The 16106-nt window shown below is 31.8% G+C and carries 19 protein-coding genes, 1 tRNA gene and 1 pseudogene; 3 read left to right on the forward strand and 18 right to left on the reverse strand.

Going from position 1 to position 16106, the window contains the following annotated elements; translation table 11 throughout:
• Positions 1–22: 22 nt before the first annotated feature.
• The 5 genes from CUL_RS17330 to CUL_RS0111955 form a co-directional block, all read right to left on the reverse strand.
• Positions 23–472 (reverse strand): transposase, encoded by a 450-nt coding sequence (locus tag CUL_RS17330; RefSeq protein ID WP_330216563.1) that lies wholly within the window; start codon positions 470–472, stop codon positions 23–25.
• A gap of 439 nt (positions 473–911) precedes the next feature.
• Positions 912–1265: an ArsR/SmtB family transcription factor gene (locus CUL_RS0111940; protein ID WP_005583396.1), complete on the reverse strand. Its 354-nt coding sequence runs from the start codon at positions 1263–1265 to the stop codon at positions 912–914.
• A gap of 45 nt (positions 1266–1310) precedes the next feature.
• The gene (locus tag CUL_RS0111945) at positions 1311–1880 is read right to left on the reverse strand and encodes a DUF2703 domain-containing protein (RefSeq protein WP_005583397.1); all 570 of its coding nucleotides are present in this window, start codon (positions 1878–1880) and stop codon (positions 1311–1313) included.
• Between the two features lie 120 nt (positions 1881–2000).
• Positions 2001–3065, reverse strand: a complete 1065-nt coding sequence (gene arsB / locus CUL_RS0111950; RefSeq protein ID WP_025641933.1) for an ACR3 family arsenite efflux transporter — start codon at positions 3063–3065, stop codon at positions 2001–2003.
• Positions 3066–3240: 175 nt separating this feature from the next.
• Positions 3241–3450 (reverse strand): DUF4177 domain-containing protein, encoded by a 210-nt coding sequence (locus tag CUL_RS0111955; RefSeq protein ID WP_005583399.1) that lies wholly within the window; start codon positions 3448–3450, stop codon positions 3241–3243.
• Positions 3451–3734: 284 nt separating this feature from the next.
• On the opposite strand from CUL_RS0111955, the gene CUL_RS0111960 reads away from it, so the two are divergent.
• The 3 genes from CUL_RS0111960 to CUL_RS19965 are packed head-to-tail and all read left to right on the forward strand — an operon-like array spanning position 3735 to position 5102.
• The gene (locus CUL_RS0111960; protein ID WP_025641935.1) at positions 3735–4049 is read left to right on the forward strand and encodes an ArsR/SmtB family transcription factor; all 315 of its coding nucleotides are present in this window, start codon (positions 3735–3737) and stop codon (positions 4047–4049) included.
• On the forward strand, positions 4033–4956 hold the full coding sequence (locus CUL_RS0111965; RefSeq protein ID WP_005583400.1) for a permease: 924 nt from the start codon (positions 4033–4035) through the stop codon (positions 4954–4956). The genes CUL_RS0111960 and CUL_RS0111965 overlap by 17 nt, the downstream gene beginning before the upstream one ends.
• A gap of 14 nt (positions 4957–4970) precedes the next feature.
• A complete protein-coding gene (locus tag CUL_RS19965; protein WP_269077334.1) occupies positions 4971–5102 on the forward strand; it encodes a hypothetical protein in 132 nt (43 codons plus the stop codon).
• A gap of 339 nt (positions 5103–5441) precedes the next feature.
• Here the strand turns inward: CUL_RS19965 and CUL_RS0111975 are convergent, their stop codons facing one another.
• The 13 genes and pseudogenes from CUL_RS0111975 to CUL_RS0112030 form a co-directional block, all read right to left on the reverse strand.
• Positions 5442–6290: a 2-oxoacid:ferredoxin oxidoreductase subunit beta gene (locus CUL_RS0111975; RefSeq protein WP_005583402.1), complete on the reverse strand. Its 849-nt coding sequence runs from the start codon at positions 6288–6290 to the stop codon at positions 5442–5444.
• Positions 6290–7957, reverse strand: coding sequence for a 2-oxoacid:acceptor oxidoreductase subunit alpha (locus tag CUL_RS0111980; protein ID WP_025641938.1), 1668 nt, complete (start codon positions 7955–7957; stop codon positions 6290–6292). The genes CUL_RS0111975 and CUL_RS0111980 overlap by 1 nt, the downstream gene beginning before the upstream one ends.
• A 99-nt stretch (positions 7958–8056) precedes the next feature.
• Positions 8057–8761 carry a lysoplasmalogenase family protein gene (locus tag CUL_RS0111985; protein WP_005583406.1) on the reverse strand — a complete coding sequence of 235 codons (705 nt, stop codon included), beginning with the start codon at positions 8759–8761 and terminating at the stop codon, positions 8057–8059.
• 80 nt (positions 8762–8841) lie between these two features.
• Positions 8842–8917 (reverse strand) — tRNA-Thr (locus CUL_RS0111990).
• A gap of 88 nt (positions 8918–9005) precedes the next feature.
• Positions 9006–10346: a TldD/PmbA family protein gene (locus tag CUL_RS0111995; protein ID WP_025641940.1), complete on the reverse strand. Its 1341-nt coding sequence runs from the start codon at positions 10344–10346 to the stop codon at positions 9006–9008.
• A gap of 1 nt (position 10347) precedes the next feature.
• Positions 10348–11739 carry a TldD/PmbA family protein gene (locus tag CUL_RS0112000; protein WP_005583408.1) on the reverse strand — a complete coding sequence of 464 codons (1392 nt, stop codon included), beginning with the start codon at positions 11737–11739 and terminating at the stop codon, positions 10348–10350.
• Positions 11740–11894: 155 nt separating this feature from the next.
• Positions 11895–12764: a DegV family protein gene (locus CUL_RS0112005; protein ID WP_025641942.1), complete on the reverse strand. Its 870-nt coding sequence runs from the start codon at positions 12762–12764 to the stop codon at positions 11895–11897.
• A 144-nt stretch (positions 12765–12908) separates the two neighbouring features.
• A pseudogene (locus tag CUL_RS17335) lies at positions 12909–13486 on the reverse strand (flavodoxin family protein).
• A 157-nt stretch (positions 13487–13643) separates the two neighbouring features.
• The gene (yfcE, locus tag CUL_RS0112015; RefSeq protein ID WP_025641943.1) at positions 13644–14189 is read right to left on the reverse strand and encodes a phosphodiesterase; all 546 of its coding nucleotides are present in this window, start codon (positions 14187–14189) and stop codon (positions 13644–13646) included.
• A gap of 171 nt (positions 14190–14360) precedes the next feature.
• Complete coding sequence (locus CUL_RS20225) at positions 14361–14744, reverse strand: IS3 family transposase (RefSeq protein WP_157752665.1); 384 nt, start codon at positions 14742–14744, stop codon at positions 14361–14363.
• Between the two features lie 5 nt (positions 14745–14749).
• Positions 14750–15037, reverse strand: coding sequence for a helix-turn-helix domain-containing protein (locus CUL_RS17340; RefSeq protein ID WP_035143224.1), 288 nt, complete (start codon positions 15035–15037; stop codon positions 14750–14752).
• Positions 15038–15049: 12 nt separating this feature from the next.
• Positions 15050–15229 carry a transposase gene (locus CUL_RS17345; RefSeq protein WP_035143225.1) on the reverse strand — a complete coding sequence of 60 codons (180 nt, stop codon included), beginning with the start codon at positions 15227–15229 and terminating at the stop codon, positions 15050–15052.
• Between the two features lie 72 nt (positions 15230–15301).
• On the reverse strand, positions 15302–15784 hold the full coding sequence (locus CUL_RS0112030; RefSeq protein ID WP_025641947.1) for a pyridoxamine 5'-phosphate oxidase family protein: 483 nt from the start codon (positions 15782–15784) through the stop codon (positions 15302–15304).
• Between the last annotated feature and the right edge of the window lie 322 nt (positions 15785–16106).

Below are 16106 nucleotides of genomic sequence, written 5' to 3' on the forward strand. Positions count from 1 at the left end.
GCTGTTTTTGCTTGAACCCTTTCTAGTTGGTCTTTTGTCGCCATTCTTCAATTGTTGGTAATATCTTATTTGTTATCTTTGATACTGTTGACTCTGAAAGTCCAAATCCATAAATGTCTTGAATATGTGCAGATATATCTCTTGTAGTCATACCCCTTCCATACATTGAAATTATCTGATTTTCAATGTTTGATATGTCTTTTTCATGCTTCTTAACTATTTGGGGTTCAAAACTTCCATCTCTATCCCTAGGTACTTTGATTTCCATCTCACCATTAGAGCCTTTTACCTTCTTACTACTATACCCGTTTCTTGTGTTAAGACTAAGTGGTTTTTTACCATATTCATAGTCTAAATGGTCATCTAACTCTGCCATTAACATTTCTTCTAGTAGATTTGCCGTTAAATCCTTTAGTGCCTCCTGAATGTCTTGTGCTGTTTCTGGTTGGTAAGCTTCTAAAATTGATTCGATAAGCTTAGCATTTTTTCTTTCTGGTCTTTTTCTTCACATAACAAAATCCTCCTAGTTAAGTTATTTTTATTTTACCTTAACCTGGAGGATTTTCATACACAATTTATTTCACAGTCTCCATTTTTGAGTGGCTCTCTCTCTCTTCTTTTTTTCTTTTCTATGGTATAAAATATAACTTAAGTCTAAAGTTGGCCAAAAGTTATATTTTTTAGATCTATATTTTTTATTTTTTCATACTTTAATTGCTTTTATTATTAAGATCCCTACTTCTTTATTGAATTATAGTCTTATTTTCTTATTTTTAATTCCTTCTACTAGATCTTTTACCTTTTCTTCAATTATTCTAGCAGTTTTAATAAATTCTTCTTCATCTTCACCTGTGGGATCGTCTAATCCCTAATCCTTTTCATGCTTAAAATGGAGATAAAGACATACAACATTACAGCCCATTCAGTTCGTCACAGGAAAGCCCACTTTCCTTATATTTTTTCAATCTATCATAATCCTTTCGATACAAATCATACTTCATAGTATGTTCTTCTATAATTTCTTTAATAAATGGATATTCTCTTATTCCATCCTTATCTATTTTATAATACACATAATTTCTAACCTTATAATTATCTAGTATTTTTGCATTAGTCAACCTATTTAAATGGCGGGAAGCATTTGATTGTGTTATATCAAGTACTGCTTCAATTTCACATACACATAACTCTTCATCTTTTAATATATTTAGTATTCTTATTCTAGTTTCATCAGCAAGTGCTTTCATAACCTGTATTAAATCCATGAATATCACCTCCCCATTATTCAAGAATTTTTATATAATTTCTTGCTAAGCATTAATATTCTTATTTTTATTAATTGCTTCAAAAAATCTTTTCAAATTTTCTGGTAATTGATATATCTCTCTATTATTGTTATAGTCTGATGGCCTATTATTATCTCCATATACTTCACGGAGAATAACATCAATAATCATTGCTTTTGGTGGAGCATTGTATTCTTTCCCTTTATATATCCATACCCGACAGTCAACATCATCACCACATAAATCACCACAAGATTCACAAAGAGATTCTTTAACTTCCATTTGTATGTCTTTTCCATTTACTCGTATAGTAGGTGAACTTATAAACTTATGTTGTATTGCCATTTCTTTATTCTCAATATGAATTTTATTCACAACTACCTCTGCACCCGTTAGTTGGAGTACCTCAGCTACATCTTCAATGGCTTCATCAAGACCTTCTTCTGTCCCCTGACATCGAGTACAGATATCCAAGTCCAAATATAAAAAGTCAATGATTATTTTTTTGTTTTCCTCAACTTGACTTATATTTTCACCTCCACAACATCCCGTATTACATGCACAGTTATTACTTTGTGATTGGCAACAATCCATAAATATAACCTCCTTATAACCATATAAGTGTATTTGCTTTTACCAATATAGTATTTAATATAGTTTTTCTTGTCAATTTTTTATAATACAAGAGGTCAGAAAATTACTGACCTCTTATTATTATCCCTCTTCTGGAAACCATCCTTTTGTTCTATTTGCTATTCCTACTAAAGTCAACATAATAGGGACTTCTGTTAATACACCTACTACTGTAGCTAATGCAGCTCCTGATTTTAAACCAAATAATGAAATAGCAACAGCTACAGCTAATTCAAAGAAATTACTTGCACCAATCATACCCGCTGGTGCAGCAATACTATGGGGTAACTTCCATAACCTTGCCCATCCATATGCAATGCCAAATATCAAGAATGTTTGAATTGTTAATGGAATTGCAATTAATATTATGTGTAGAGGATTATTTAATATTATTTCCCCTTGGAAAGAGAAAATAATAATCAATGTAAGAAGTAGACCTATTATAGTGATATTGTCAAACTTTTTAAGAAACTCATTTTCAAAATACTCAATACCCCAATTTTTAATAACTGATTTCCTTGTTAAGTATCCTGCAATCAAAGGAATAACTACAAAAAGTATAGTTGATAATATTAATGTCCCATAAGGTACTGTTACATCACTTACACCTAATAAAATTGCTACTATAGGTGTAAAAGCAAATAATATAATTAAATCATTTACAGCTACTTGAACCAATGTATAAGCAGGGTCTCCTTTTGTTAAATAAGACCAAACAAATACCATAGCAGTACATGGTGCTGCTCCAAGTAGAACCGCACCAGCTAAATATTCTGTAGCTAGATTTTCTGGTATAAATGCTTTGAATACAACTTTTAAAAAGAATGATGCAATTAAATACATTGTAAAAGGTTTAATAAGCCAATTTGTTACGCAGGTAACAATAAGTCCCTTGGGTTTCTTAGTTGCATCCACAACACTAGAAAAATCAACTTTTAACATCATTGGATAAATCATAAGCCATATTAGTATAGCAACAGGTATAGAAACCTTATAATACTCAAATTTACTTAATGTCTTGGGAATTGATGGTATATATTTTCCAATAAGTATGCCTATAATGATACATAATCCAACCCATACAGTAAGATACTTTTGAAAAACCCCTAAACCTTGATTATCTAACTTAGTATTATTATTTTTCATAATTATACACCTCCTACTTATTATGAAAATCTCTTCCATGAAATATTCTGCAACTAAATTTTTTAATAGCCAGTAAAAATAATTTGAAATTAATATGGTTTTGTCGGACCTTTTCTAAGGATATAATTATAATTACTTATTTAAGCAAATAATTTTAATATAGTTTTTGTCAAATCTAATCTTCGATAACCTGTCTTTTAAAAGCTATTGAATCGTTATCTAGCTTTGATGGATATCCTAATGTTGTATGTCGACTTTGTAAAAGCCCTACAAGTTCCCAGCCATCTTTGCCATATTTATTTAACTTTTCTTCTACCGTTAAATGGCTATCTACACTTAAAAAATGGTCAACTGTAAACACCTTATATTCCCATTTTGTGTGCATTAAATCACTCCTCTTAATTTTTTATAGGAAATACGCAGTAATAAATCCAACAAAACCCATTCAAAAAATTCTCTTTAGTAAATTTCTTTGAATAGTATTCTATATGAGTATATTCAGTTATACTCATATAATATGCTTAAAATTTTTAATTGTCAACCTTTTTATGTAATAAATTCCTTTTAAAAAGTTGACATATTATAAAGTCATGTATATTATAATAATAGATATATCAATTTTTTTTGATATTTATATCAAATTATTTTGATTTATTAGGAGGGACACAAATGAGTGAAGTATTAGTTGATTATGCTCAAGTTTTTAATGCTATGGCTGATAAATTTCGTCTTGAAATTCTTTTATATCTATATGTAAATGATGAAAGATGTGTATGTCATATTAGTGACTATTTTAATATCGGTCAATCTAGCATTTCCTACCACCTTAAAATATTATACGAAGCAGACATTATTAATAAAAGACAAGTTGCTGTATGGAATTACTACTCATTGAATCAAAATAGTGAAGTTTATAAGTTGTTGGAAAATATTTTTAAAAATATAAATATGAAGGAGTGGATACATAATGTTCCAAATGAGTAGTTTAAAAGAAGTAGGAAAAATGTTTTTGTTTCTTATGGGAGAATTACTATTACTTTTTATTGGAATCAGCTTTCTTGTAGCTCTAATTCAAATTTATTTATCAAAAGATAAGATTAAAAGAATACTTACTACTCCTAGAAAGGGGCTAAATAGTATATTAGGAGCTATTCTAGGAGCTGTAACCCCTTTTTGTTCCTGCTCTACTGTTCCTATTTTAGTAGGACTCTTAAAAAGTGGTGCCCCTTTTTCAGGAACTATATCATTTTTATTAACATCGCCAATATTAAATCCCGCAATTATAGCATTGTTTTTAACATTTTTTGGCCTTAAAGCAACCATTATCTACACCGCTTTTACTTTTATATTTGCAGTTCTTATTGGATTGTTACTTGATAAGTTTGGTTTTGAAAAGGAAGTTAAGAATGTAAGTATTAAAGGCGAACAAAGTGGTGAAATAGTTTATGAAAACCTTGAAGGCACATTTTTAGAAAAAAATATACTAGCTTTTAAATATGCTTTTTTCGAATCCCTAGTTCTATTTAAACAAGTATTTCCATATTTACTCCTTGGTGCTGGTATTGGCTCATTTATATATGAATTTGTGCCCGAAGATTTACTATCTAACTTTGCTGGAAAATCAAATATATTATCAGTCCCTATTGCTGCTTTAGTAGGCATTCCTATGTATATAAGAACAGAAACAATGATACCTATTGCAAGGATACTTATTGATAAAGGAGTAGGCTCTGGGACAATGGTAGCACTTATAATTGGCGGTGCTGGTGCAAGTATTCCTGAGCTTTCATTATTAGGCTCCATATTTAAAAAGAAAATGATGATTGCATTTGTTCTTTCCATATTTACCGTAGCAATCATTACAGGATATGTATTTAATATCATTATGTAGTAGGAGGTAATAATATGACTAAAAAAAAGAAGTCGGTTTTTTCTAAAATTCTAAAACCTAAAAAATCATCCTGTTGTTCTATAGAAATTATTGAAGAACCATACAAGGGAAAAGATGAAGAGGAAACGAAAAAGGAAGAAGGTTAACTTTGAAATTTGAAAGAAAACCGCACTACTATTTTGATACTTTCTAAAAACAATAACGTTATGAAAATTAAAAGCTTCCATAGATGATTATACTACTATGGAAGTTTTTAAAATGCCAACACTTACTGATAATTACATTGATTGTTTATATTCTAAACTCTAATAAAAACTTATGTCAGTAAAATAAGTTATTTAACATCTCTAAACTCAACCTTTAGTAATTTATGCAATTAATCAAAGTATGCTATCATCAAATTGATTCCTTAATGGGGAACTTTTGACAATGCTCACTTAAGAACCTTGGAAGACTCGCATAAAAGGATAGCTTAAGCTATCCTTTTACATGAACTCCTTTAGTAGTTTTTCCGCATCCATAGGATCCAATTCTCTATCTACAAGAGGTGGCCCTTCCTTTATAAATGGGAACTTGTCTTCATAGGTTTCCTTTTCAACTTTATATAGTATTCCTATAGGAATTTTATCGCCAAACTCCATGGCCTTTTTAAAGGCTTCTTCCCTATCGGTATAGTCATAATCCTCTGGTAAATGATACACTCTTTCCTTGTACCATGCAAAGGTATTTACCTTATTCCATACTACACAGGGTTGGAATATATCTACTAGCGCATAGCCTTTATAATTTATTGCTTCTTTCATTATCTCTACTAAATGGGGAATATCTCCAGAAAATCCTCTAGCCACAAAGCCTGCTCCCATAGTTAAAGCTAAAGCCAAAGGCTGTAATGGTTCCACCTTAACCCCATCAAATTGTAAGGTAGTCTTCTGCCCCATAGCTGTTGTAGGTGATGCTTGGCCTTTAGTCAATCCATATATCTGATTATCGTGGACAAAGTGAGCTATATCTATATTTCTTCTTATAGTATGGATGAAATGGTTTCCTCCTTCACCATATGTATCCCCATCTCCCGATTCTACAATTACTTTTAAATCTTTATTTGCCATTTTTATTCCTATGGCTGGTGGCAAAGCCCGACCATGGAGACCATTAAATCCATTCACCTTTATATAATGGGGCATTTTTGCAGCCTGACCTATCCCCGATGAAATAACTACTTCATGTGGTGCCAGCCCTAGTTCTTCTAAGGCTTGTTTAAGGGCTGTTCTTATCATATAGTTTCCACATCCAGGACACCAGGATGGTTCATAAAGTTTATATTCATTAACCATTATAATACCTCCTTTAACCTAGTATATAGTTCATCTCCACTGAAGGGTCTACCATCATATTTAAGTATTTTATCAGTAGATTTTATTAAAAGCTCTTCTCTAATTAAACTATCCAATTGGGCTGTGGCATTTTGCTCTACATCTATAATCCTTTTAGCAAATTTAGACATCTCCATAAGTTTTTTAGTTGGTAATGGCCATATATCTCCAAAGACTAAGGCGCCAATGGATATTCCCTCTTCAAGTAATCTTTCTACTGCCTCTCGTACTGGACCATAGGTAGAACCCCAACTGATTATCAGGTTTTCTGGTTTTTCATCCCCTAATAGCCAAGGTTCTTCAACTTCTTCTTTAAGACCCTCAAATTTCTTCATCCTTTTATTTACCATTTTTATTCTTATTTCATCACTTTCCGTAATATTTCCCCATTCATCATGTTCATCACTATCTACTAGAACTACCTGCCCTGGTATTTTCCCAGGCAATATTCTAGGAGATATTCCATCTTCAGTAAATTTATATCGTTTATATTCTTGGTCTAATACTCCTTCTTCTCCTGAGATACGTCTTTCGATTTTTATTTTACTGAAATCAAAGGGTTCCCTAGTAGTCGTACTATCTGCTAAATATTGGTCACTCATCAATAATACAGGTATTTGATATTTTTCTGCAATATTAAAGGCTCTAGCTGTTTGATAGAAAGCATCTTCCGGGTCTCTTAATGCTATGACCATTCTAGGAAATTCTCCATGGCCAGCATGAATCATAAATCTAAGATCTGCCTGTTCCGTTCTAGTTGGAAAACCTGTGGCCGGTCCTGGTCTTTGAACATTTATTACTACAACTGGTACTTCAATAATACCGGCTAAACTTAAAGCCTCTACCATTAAAGCAAAGCCTCCTCCGGAGGAACCTGTCATAGCCCTAACTCCAGCATAAGATGCACCTAGTGCCATATTTAATGCAGCTACCTCATCTTCTACTTGGTCTACGGCAATACCCATTTCATTGGCATGGGCAGCTATGTAATTTAGTACTCCTGTAGAAGGGGTCATAGGATAGCCACAATAAAACTTACATCCTGCTGCTATTGCTCCTAAGCCTACTGCCTGATTGCCATTGATCAATATATGTTTATCTTCTAAAGTAGGTAAACTATACTCGGAGTCTACCATGCCATATCCTGCCCTTAAGGCATTTATATTGATCTTATACAATTTTTCATTAAATCCTTCTCTTATAACTTCTTCTCCAGTTTCCAATGGAAGACCATAGTATTTTAGTATGGCTCCCAAGCCAATAGTAGTATATACCCTAGAATTCCTTAAGGCCTTAGCAGTTTTCAATAATGGTAAATGGAATAAGTCCTTATCCTTTCCTATCCCTTCATCGGTAATTACAATTCCATTTTCTTTAAGGCGAGTCAAATGTTGCTCTACAGTTTCTTCATTTAGCGCAAAAACAATATCTACCTTTTCCGTGTGGGCATATATGGGTTTATTAGAGAATCTAATTTGGATAAAATTATGGCCGCCTCTTACTCTTGACATATAATCACTCTTTGAAAATACATGAAATCCAGCTCGTTTTAATATTTTTTCTAATAGATTAGCAAAGGTATCCATCCCTTGACCTGCTTCTCCACCTACCAAAACAGTATAATCCATATTTAACCCTCCCGTTTCTATTGTTTTTAACCATCGTTTATGTTATACCCTAGTAAAGTAGCAACAAACATTAAAGAGAAGAGTGACATTTTCAATATACTATTTTAAATTATATTTATAGCCACTTAGTGAAAGTAATACCTGGGATGGGAGATAGAATAACCACATAGAGATGGAAGAGATATTGTAAAATAATCCTTCATTTAAAATATTATACAAAGCAACATTTATATCGCATAGCAGGAAAAGAACCATACCTATTAGTATCATATGGCCATTTGGCTTGGGAAACAATCTATCTCTATACGCTTTTGCTGCTTTTATCACACTGTTCAATAGACATAGACCATAAAACAATCCCATGACCCATATAAAATCAAGCTTAAATATTAGTTTATCTACTACAAGATGGACAATAAATAGACTCGAAAATATGACAATAAAATTTCTAATATTTATCTTTAAATTTGTAAACCCATACCTAGAGGAATATATTATCTGGACTACAGAAAATAATAAGATACCCAATACATAGTGGCGACCCAGAATTAAAAGGAATAAATCAGCAATTAAAGTAATAAATAGTCCAGTTTGGAGTAGTTTAAGATCTTTAACGTTTAGAGCATCATCTCCTGTAAAAAGAGATATCATTAAGACGAGGAGCATGGATAAATATTTTAGTCTATCTGAAGATATGATACTTTCAATATCATATATATCTATATACATAAACCCTATATATAGTATAGCAATAAATAACAAAAAAACTTTTATGATTCTCCATTTGTGAATAGTTTTTAACATGGTTTCAACCTTTCTATATCAACAAATTCTTCCTTTTATAAAAATAAGAGACGTTTCTCACCGTCCCTTATTTGCTAGGTTGGAGCCAATAAAGGGATTCGAACCCTTTACCTGCAGTTTACGAGACTGCTGCTCTGCCTAGTGAGCTATATTGGCTAAGTATTTAATCATAATTATAATATACTACTTTTTTAAATTTTTGTCATCTATTAAATATAATTCCCCCTTCAAAAGGGGGAATGGTCTATTCGCCAGATACTGCTAACTTTTTAATCTTTACAGATGGAGAACCTACTCCGTCCATAGAAAATCTAAAATCATTTCCAATTTCTTCAATATCCATCAATGTTTCAAAGATATTTCCTGCAATGGTTATTTGATTTACTGGTCTTTTTATTTTTCCTTTTTCTATTTCATAGCCATGGGCAGAAAGGGAATAATCTCCAGACACTGGATCTAATCCAGAATGTAATCCTTGCACATCGGTAATTAATAAACCCGAGTTCATGGTCTTTAATATTTCTTCTAAGGATTTATCCCCTTTTTCTAGATATAGATTAGAAGTTGAAGTTGATATTGGAGATTTATAGGAATCCCTATATCCATTTCCTGTAGATTCAACTCCATCCTTTAAGGCAGATTTCCAATTGTATAAGTAGGTTTTTAACACACCGTTTTCAATTATCTTCTTACATTTAGTTGCTGTTCCTTCATCATCAAAAGTACTAACCATAAACCCATCATTATTAAAAGGATCATCTACTAATGTAAAATCACTAACTGCTATTTGTTCTTCTACCTTATCCTTTAGTAAGGATAACCCTTTTTGAACGTATTCTGCATAAAAGATGGATTTAAAAGCAGATAATATGTCTGCAAAAACGGTGTTTTTCAATGCTACTGGATATTCCTTTGATTTTATTGATTTAGCTCCTAAATAGGATAGGGCTTCTTCAACAGCTTCTTTTGCCATTTTTTTATAATCGAAATCTGAAAAATCCTTAGCTATTCGATAACTAACTCCTGTTTTAGTTTCTTCTCCATCTTTAGCAACAACCATAATATAAGCAATACCTAAATTCATATTGTTTTCTAAATTTAACCCCTTAGTATTAAACAAATATTTATTACTTTCTATTTCATTATAAATACAATAGCTTACCGCCACAATTCTTGAATCTAAAGCAAAAGCTTCCTTTTCCAAAGATTTGACGAATTCTATTTTCTCCTCTAAAGGTGCTTCCTTAAGATTTGGGTTAAATCCATCTAACTCCTTGTATCCATCTGAACCAGAAAATATAATCTCCTTCTCTAATGCATCGATAAACTTTCCATTTTCATAAGCTTCCTCTACTAACATATCAATAGATGATTCATCTACTTTTTCAGTATAGGAATATCCTAATTTACCATCATTAATCCCTCTTAAGGATAATCCTTCTGTTTCAGAGATATTATATCTATCTATTTCTCCTTTAAATACTGCAATTTCAATTTCCTTGGTATTTTCTATATAGGTCTCCATATCCTCAAATTTATCTTTCCCTTTTTCAAAAATCTTATCTACTAAACCTTTATATTTCATCCTATTCATCCCCCTTCCTTCCACCAACGGTTAGTGATTTTATTCTAATAGTAGGTTGGCCTACATTGGTAGGTACCATGCCACTTAAAGAACCACATACTCCTTGACCAAAGGTTTGGTTATTGCCTACCATATCGATATTCTCTAGTACTTTAATTCCTGTCCCTATTAGTGTTGCACCTCTTACTGGTTTAGTTATTTTCCCATTTTCAATTAAATAGCCTTCCATTACTGCAAAGTTAAAGTCTCCTGTAGCTGGATTTACACTACCTCCACCCAACTTTTTTGCAAATAATCCTTTTTCCGTACTAGATATAATTTCCTCAAAGGTTGAATTCCCATTGGCAATAAATGTGTTGTTCATTCTTGAAGTTGGTGGGAATTTATAGGACTGTCTTCTAGCTGAACCAGTTGATTCCATACCCATTCGTTTCCCATTTAATTTATCTACTAGATAGGATTTAAGGATTCCATTTTCAATAAGTACATTTCTTTGGGTTGGAGTTCCTTCGTCATCTCTATTTAAAGAACCCCATTCATTTGGTATAGTACCATCATCTATGGCAGTTACTAAAGGTGATGCTACCTGTTCCCCTAATTTATCCGCAAACACTGAGGTTCTTTTAGATACAAAAGTTGCTTCTAATCCATGGCCACAGGCTTCATGGAACAATACTCCTCCAAATTCATTGTGAATAACCACAGGCATAACCCCACTAGGACAATAATCTGCTAATATCATGGTTTTAGCAATTCTTGAAGCTTCTTTCCCTACCTCTTCTACATCAATTTTATCGAATATTTCAAATCCCATTGATCCGCCAGGGCCGTAGAAGCCAATTTGTGTTTCTCCATCCTTTGAAGCAACTGACTGGATTTTAAACCTAGTCCTTACCCGTTTGTCCTGAACCATTAATCCTTCTGAATTGGCTATTAACACATTCTGTTCTTCATCAAAGTAGTTTGAAGTAACTTGGGTTATAAGTGGATCATAGGCCTTTGCACTTTCATAACCCCTTTTAAGTAATTCTACTTTTTTTGCTTTTTCAGCATTACTAGGCATTATTTTAATTAGATGTCTATTATTGATATTGGATTCCATTAGATTTAATATCATATCTTTTTTACTAGACTTAATAGCTAAAGCTGCTTCCTTGGCAACTTTTATTAGATTATCTTCTTTTGAGTTGTTAGTGTAGGCATAAATACTGTTTAATCCATGGAATATCCTAATGCCTACACCAAAATCCCTACCAGATATGCTATTTTCCACATATCCTCCTACCATATTAATATTTGTATTAAACCTATCCTCTACAAATATTTCTGCAAAATCCCCTCCAGTAGAAAGAGCTGCATAGAGTACATTTTCTATAACCTTTTTGTTAAGCAAAAAATTACCCCCTTTTTCAAAATTTTTCCTATATTAAACATTATATATTATTTGCGATTTAAAAGCATTTATTTTCTTGTTTCAAGAAAATAAAGCAGCTTTGGTCCTATCTAATATGGAACCTCAGCTGCATATTGAAGCCTGATACCCTTATACTATCTTGTCTTGCCAATAAAAAACAATGCAATAGTTCCAGGGCCTGAATGGGCACCTATAACGGGATCAACATAGTTTATCTTGATATCCTTTACATTTAATCTGTCTCTCACTAATTTTTCAACATACAGAGCATCATCTATGGAATCCCCATGAGATATGAATACAATTTGCTCAGTCGGATTTATACAGGTCTTTTCCATTTCATCTACAAGTGAAATAAGGGATTTCTTTCTAGTCCGTACCTTTCTAACAGGAACAAGTCTGCCTTCATTATCAACATGTAATACTGGTTTGACTCCTAAAACAGTTCCTACTAATGCAATCGTCCCGGATATCCTTCCTCCCCTTTTTAAATGAAATAAATCATCTACTGTAAACCAATGACAGAGTTGAAGCCTATTTTCAATAAGCCAATCCTTTACCTCTTCAATAGACTTTCCAGAACGTTTCTGCTCTGCACAATAATAAACCAAAAGTCCCTGCCCCATTGAAGCAGCAAGGGAATCGACGACATATATTTTTCGTTCAGGATATTCTTTCTCCAAGTTTTTTGCCACCATGAGGGCAGCATTATATGTGCCACTAAGTGCCGATGAAAAGCTAATATAGAGTATATCCTTACCTTCTTTTAAGTTGCTTTCAAATACATCTTGACATTTCTCCATACTTATGAGAGATGTTGTTATTATTTCACCTTGCCTCATTCTATCATAAAATTGTTTAATGTCTGTTTTTTTCCCTTTTACATAACTGTAAAATTCTTCTTCTCCAATTCTAAAAACAAGAGGAATAATGTTAATGTTGTACTGTTCAATCATTTCTTCTGTAAGATTTGCTGAGGTATCAGTTATTATTTTATAACTCAATTTCTAACCACCTTTATATATTAATTTTTTATTATATTATTATTGTTATAATATACCAATTTGAAAAATATTATACCTGCCACATAGGGGACGGTTCTCACTGTCCCAAAATAAAATATACGATCAAAATTCTCTCCACTATATTTAATTAGAATTTATGGAAAGACCAAATTCCTTACCAATTTCAATCAATTTAATTTGATACTCCTCATTATTCACAATAGGATTCTTGGCAGTATTATAATATGTAAGCTTTTTTATAATATTGATATTTAAATCTATAAGAGGTTTTACCATAGCTTCAATTGTATAACCCATGGAATTATCATCTGGGCCAGCACATATCCCTATAACTAAAGCCTTTTTACTATTTCCCAATCTACTTGTCCAACTGTTTCCACCAAAATCATAGTAGCAAAATAATCTATCTATTAATGCTTTCATTTGAGATGCAATATTATAATTATATGATGGTGAAGCAAAAATTAGGCCCTTGGCTTTTTAATCTTCATATGTATATTTTCCATATCATCTAATACTACACATTTTCCTGTCTTGATACAGGAATAGCATCCTTGACAGCCATTGATTTTATAATCCTTTAGGATTATCTTTTCAGTTTTTATTCCTATTTGATTATTGCCTTCGATTAGCTTATCTACTATCATATCCGTATTTTTACCTACCCGTGGACTTCCCATAAAAGCAATAACATTCTCCATATAATTTCACTTCCTTCCATGGTTAAGTACCAAATAATAATAAGTGCTTTTAAGATTTTGTAAGTATTATTGTTCTCTTCTCCTCCTCTACCTTCCAAAGATATACTCCAGTGACTCCTGTTCTTAAGGAACAGAGTAGAACCATCCCCTCGTGTCACTATCCAAAACTAATCTCTTTATGCGTATTTCCTTCCAGGTCTTTTATCTTAAAGGTATTCCTTTCTAATATTCCATAGGTATGAGGATTATTTTTCTTTGGCAATGTTATGCTTCCTGGATTTATTATATATATATTGTCCATTTTTTCTACTTTAGGTATATGGGTATGCCCATATATGAATACATCCCCATTAGCTAATTTAGGCATATTGTTTTCATTATATATATGACCATGAGTTAAAAACAAACGCTTATTATTGTATAGAATATTTGAGTAAGTAGCCATTATAGGAAAATTTAGTACCATTTCATCTACTTCACTATCACAGTTTCCTCTCACAGCAATTATTCTGTCGGTAAAACTATTGAGGATTTCTATTACTTGTTTAGGATTGTATTCTTTAGGTAATGGATTCCTTGCTCCATGATATAGGTGATCTCCTAATATTATAATATAATCAGCTTTTTCTTCTTTGAATTTATCCAATGCTTTGTTTAAATAATAGACTGAACCATGTATGTCTGACATGAAAAAAAGTTTCATATGTTTTCTCCCTTCTTATGAAATTTCTATTAGGCATTAGGTCGTTCTAAAATATATATTCTACCTTTTTGTGAAAATTCCTCCATAATAATCAACTTTCCTATAAATTAAAAATGGGACAGCTAGAACTAAACTGACCCTTGTCAAGTAGACAATCAATTTAATTAAAATTTATGCACTTTTGGATGCATGGTATCTATACTCTAATGGAGCCATGCATCCTAATCTTTTTTGTAACCTTTCTTCATTGTAAAACTTGATATATTTAATTGTATACTCTGGCTTTATTCTAATACGATTAACTTTCTTTCTCCTGATCCTTGCTGAAATACCCAGATATTTCATAAGTCTATATATGTAGTTCTTAGAGAATAACTTATCATTTAGTTTATTTATGAACATGGTCATCCTTCTGTAGCCTAAAATTCCATAAAATGTGGCGTTATACTCAGCGATTAATGAACAAATTAACTCATCTTGCTTTTCCTTTTCAGGTTTGATTCTATTTTTATTTTTGTAGTATCCACTTCTAGAAATATTTAGTAATTTGCATATTCGTGTTACTGGATAACCCTTTGCTTTCTTAACTCTCTTTCTCTCCCAAGTTCAAGCTTTAATTTCTCAATTTCAGTTAATTTACTTTTATCAATTTCTGATTTTGGTTTTGGCCCACGTTTTTGATATTTTAATGCTTCTGGTCCTTTGTCTATATATGCCCTTGTCCATCTGTATACAAGTGCATAGGTAACCCCATATTTTTCAGCTGCATCTTTGTAACTCATATTATTGTCAATAACCCATTTAACTATTTCCAACCTTTCTTCAAATGTAGTTTTTCTGGATTTCATGGTATAGACATCTCATTTAGGATCATAATCTTTTATTTCTATACTATTATACCATTTATTAATCCATCTATTAATTATAGAAGTTACTATATTGTATTTTGTCGATAAGTCAGAAAGTGAATATTTACCTGAAACATATTCTTCTACTACCGATAATTTAAAGTCCTTACTAAACTTCGGTTTTTTCCCCATAAAAATACCTCCAAGTAGATAATCCAATTTTAATTAATTAGACTGTCTACTTTGGAGGTATCATATCACGTCCTATTGTTCCATAATTTCTATAGCAGCTTTACCTGTCATATGTTCGATTTTAATTTCAATCAAACATACTCTATCCCATTCTTTTTCAATTTCCTGCTGTCCTTCTTTAATATAGTCAGGTGAATATTTTTTAATTAAACTTTCAAGAGCATATTGCCTGTCAGAATCATCTGTAAGAATCCTTGCTCTACCAAAGATGGAAACACTGCGAAAATGAGTAGTAAAAGTTTCTTGTATTACCTCGTCTTTTTCTATTACACAAAATGTCACTTTATCATTCCTTTTTATACTATCAATCTTATGCCCTTCCTTTGCACTATGAATGAATAGTTTATCACCTTCAAAGGCATAACTTACTGGAACGGTATACGGGTAACCATCGTCACCAATTACACCTAAAACTCCAGAACTGCATAACTTTAAAATTTTTATTGTCTCTTCTTTGGATAATAATTGTTTCTTTCTTCTCATTCCTCTGAACATAATTAAACCTCCCTTTAACATTTATATATTGCAATTCTATTATAATGCAATAAATATGCCATATTAATAGGAAATTAACACATGCTAATTTCATCAACTTTTAAAAAATATTTTATATTTAAATGATCGTTATTCCTGTTTTCCGGATTCTTTCCCATATTTCGTACTTGTGTAGTACCAACTGCTAACTTATCTTCGTTATCATCTTTTCTTTTTATTACATGCCTCTAAACCTTTCGACTAGTTCAAATTCATCTAATATATAGACATATATTTCTTCTCCGCCATAAGCTTTGGTATTTGGAATATATTCTGTATCTTT

It is taken from the genome of [Clostridium] ultunense DSM 10521, assembly GCF_000511955.1.
Classification (GTDB): domain Bacteria; phylum Bacillota; class Clostridia; order Tissierellales; family Tepidimicrobiaceae; genus Schnuerera; species Schnuerera ultunensis.

Coding starts and splice junctions, on each gene's coding strand:
- CUL_RS0111940 (WP_005583396.1), bottom strand. CDS start 1,265: ATGGATTTAATACAGGTTATGAAAGCACTTGCTGATGAAACTAGAATA.
- CUL_RS0111945 (WP_005583397.1), bottom strand. CDS start 1,880: ATGGATTGTTGCCAATCACAAAGTAATAACTGTGCATGTAATACGGGA.
- arsB (WP_025641933.1), bottom strand. CDS start 3,065: ATGAAAAATAATAATACTAAGTTAGATAATCAAGGTTTAGGGGTTTTT.
- CUL_RS0111955 (WP_005583399.1), bottom strand. CDS start 3,450: ATGCACACAAAATGGGAATATAAGGTGTTTACAGTTGACCATTTTTTA.
- CUL_RS0111960 (WP_025641935.1), top strand. CDS start 3,735: ATGAGTGAAGTATTAGTTGATTATGCTCAAGTTTTTAATGCTATGGCT.
- CUL_RS0111965 (WP_005583400.1), top strand. CDS start 4,033: ATGTTCCAAATGAGTAGTTTAAAAGAAGTAGGAAAAATGTTTTTGTTT.
- CUL_RS19965 (WP_269077334.1), top strand. CDS start 4,971: ATGACTAAAAAAAAGAAGTCGGTTTTTTCTAAAATTCTAAAACCTAAA.
- CUL_RS0111975 (WP_005583402.1), bottom strand. CDS start 6,290: ATGGTTAATGAATATAAACTTTATGAACCATCCTGGTGTCCTGGATGT.
- CUL_RS0111980 (WP_025641938.1), bottom strand. CDS start 7,957: ATGGATTATACTGTTTTGGTAGGTGGAGAAGCAGGTCAAGGGATGGAT.
- CUL_RS0111985 (WP_005583406.1), bottom strand. CDS start 8,761: ATGTTAAAAACTATTCACAAATGGAGAATCATAAAAGTTTTTTTGTTA.
- CUL_RS0111995 (WP_025641940.1), bottom strand. CDS start 10,346: ATGAAATATAAAGGTTTAGTAGATAAGATTTTTGAAAAAGGGAAAGAT.
- yfcE (WP_025641943.1), bottom strand. CDS start 14,189: ATGAAACTTTTTTTCATGTCAGACATACATGGTTCAGTCTATTATTTA.
- CUL_RS17340 (WP_035143224.1), bottom strand. CDS start 15,037: ATGAAATCCAGAAAAACTACATTTGAAGAAAGGTTGGAAATAGTTAAA.
- CUL_RS17345 (WP_035143225.1), bottom strand. CDS start 15,229: ATGGGGAAAAAACCGAAGTTTAGTAAGGACTTTAAATTATCGGTAGTA.
- CUL_RS0112030 (WP_025641947.1), bottom strand. CDS start 15,784: ATGTTCAGAGGAATGAGAAGAAAGAAACAATTATTATCCAAAGAAGAG.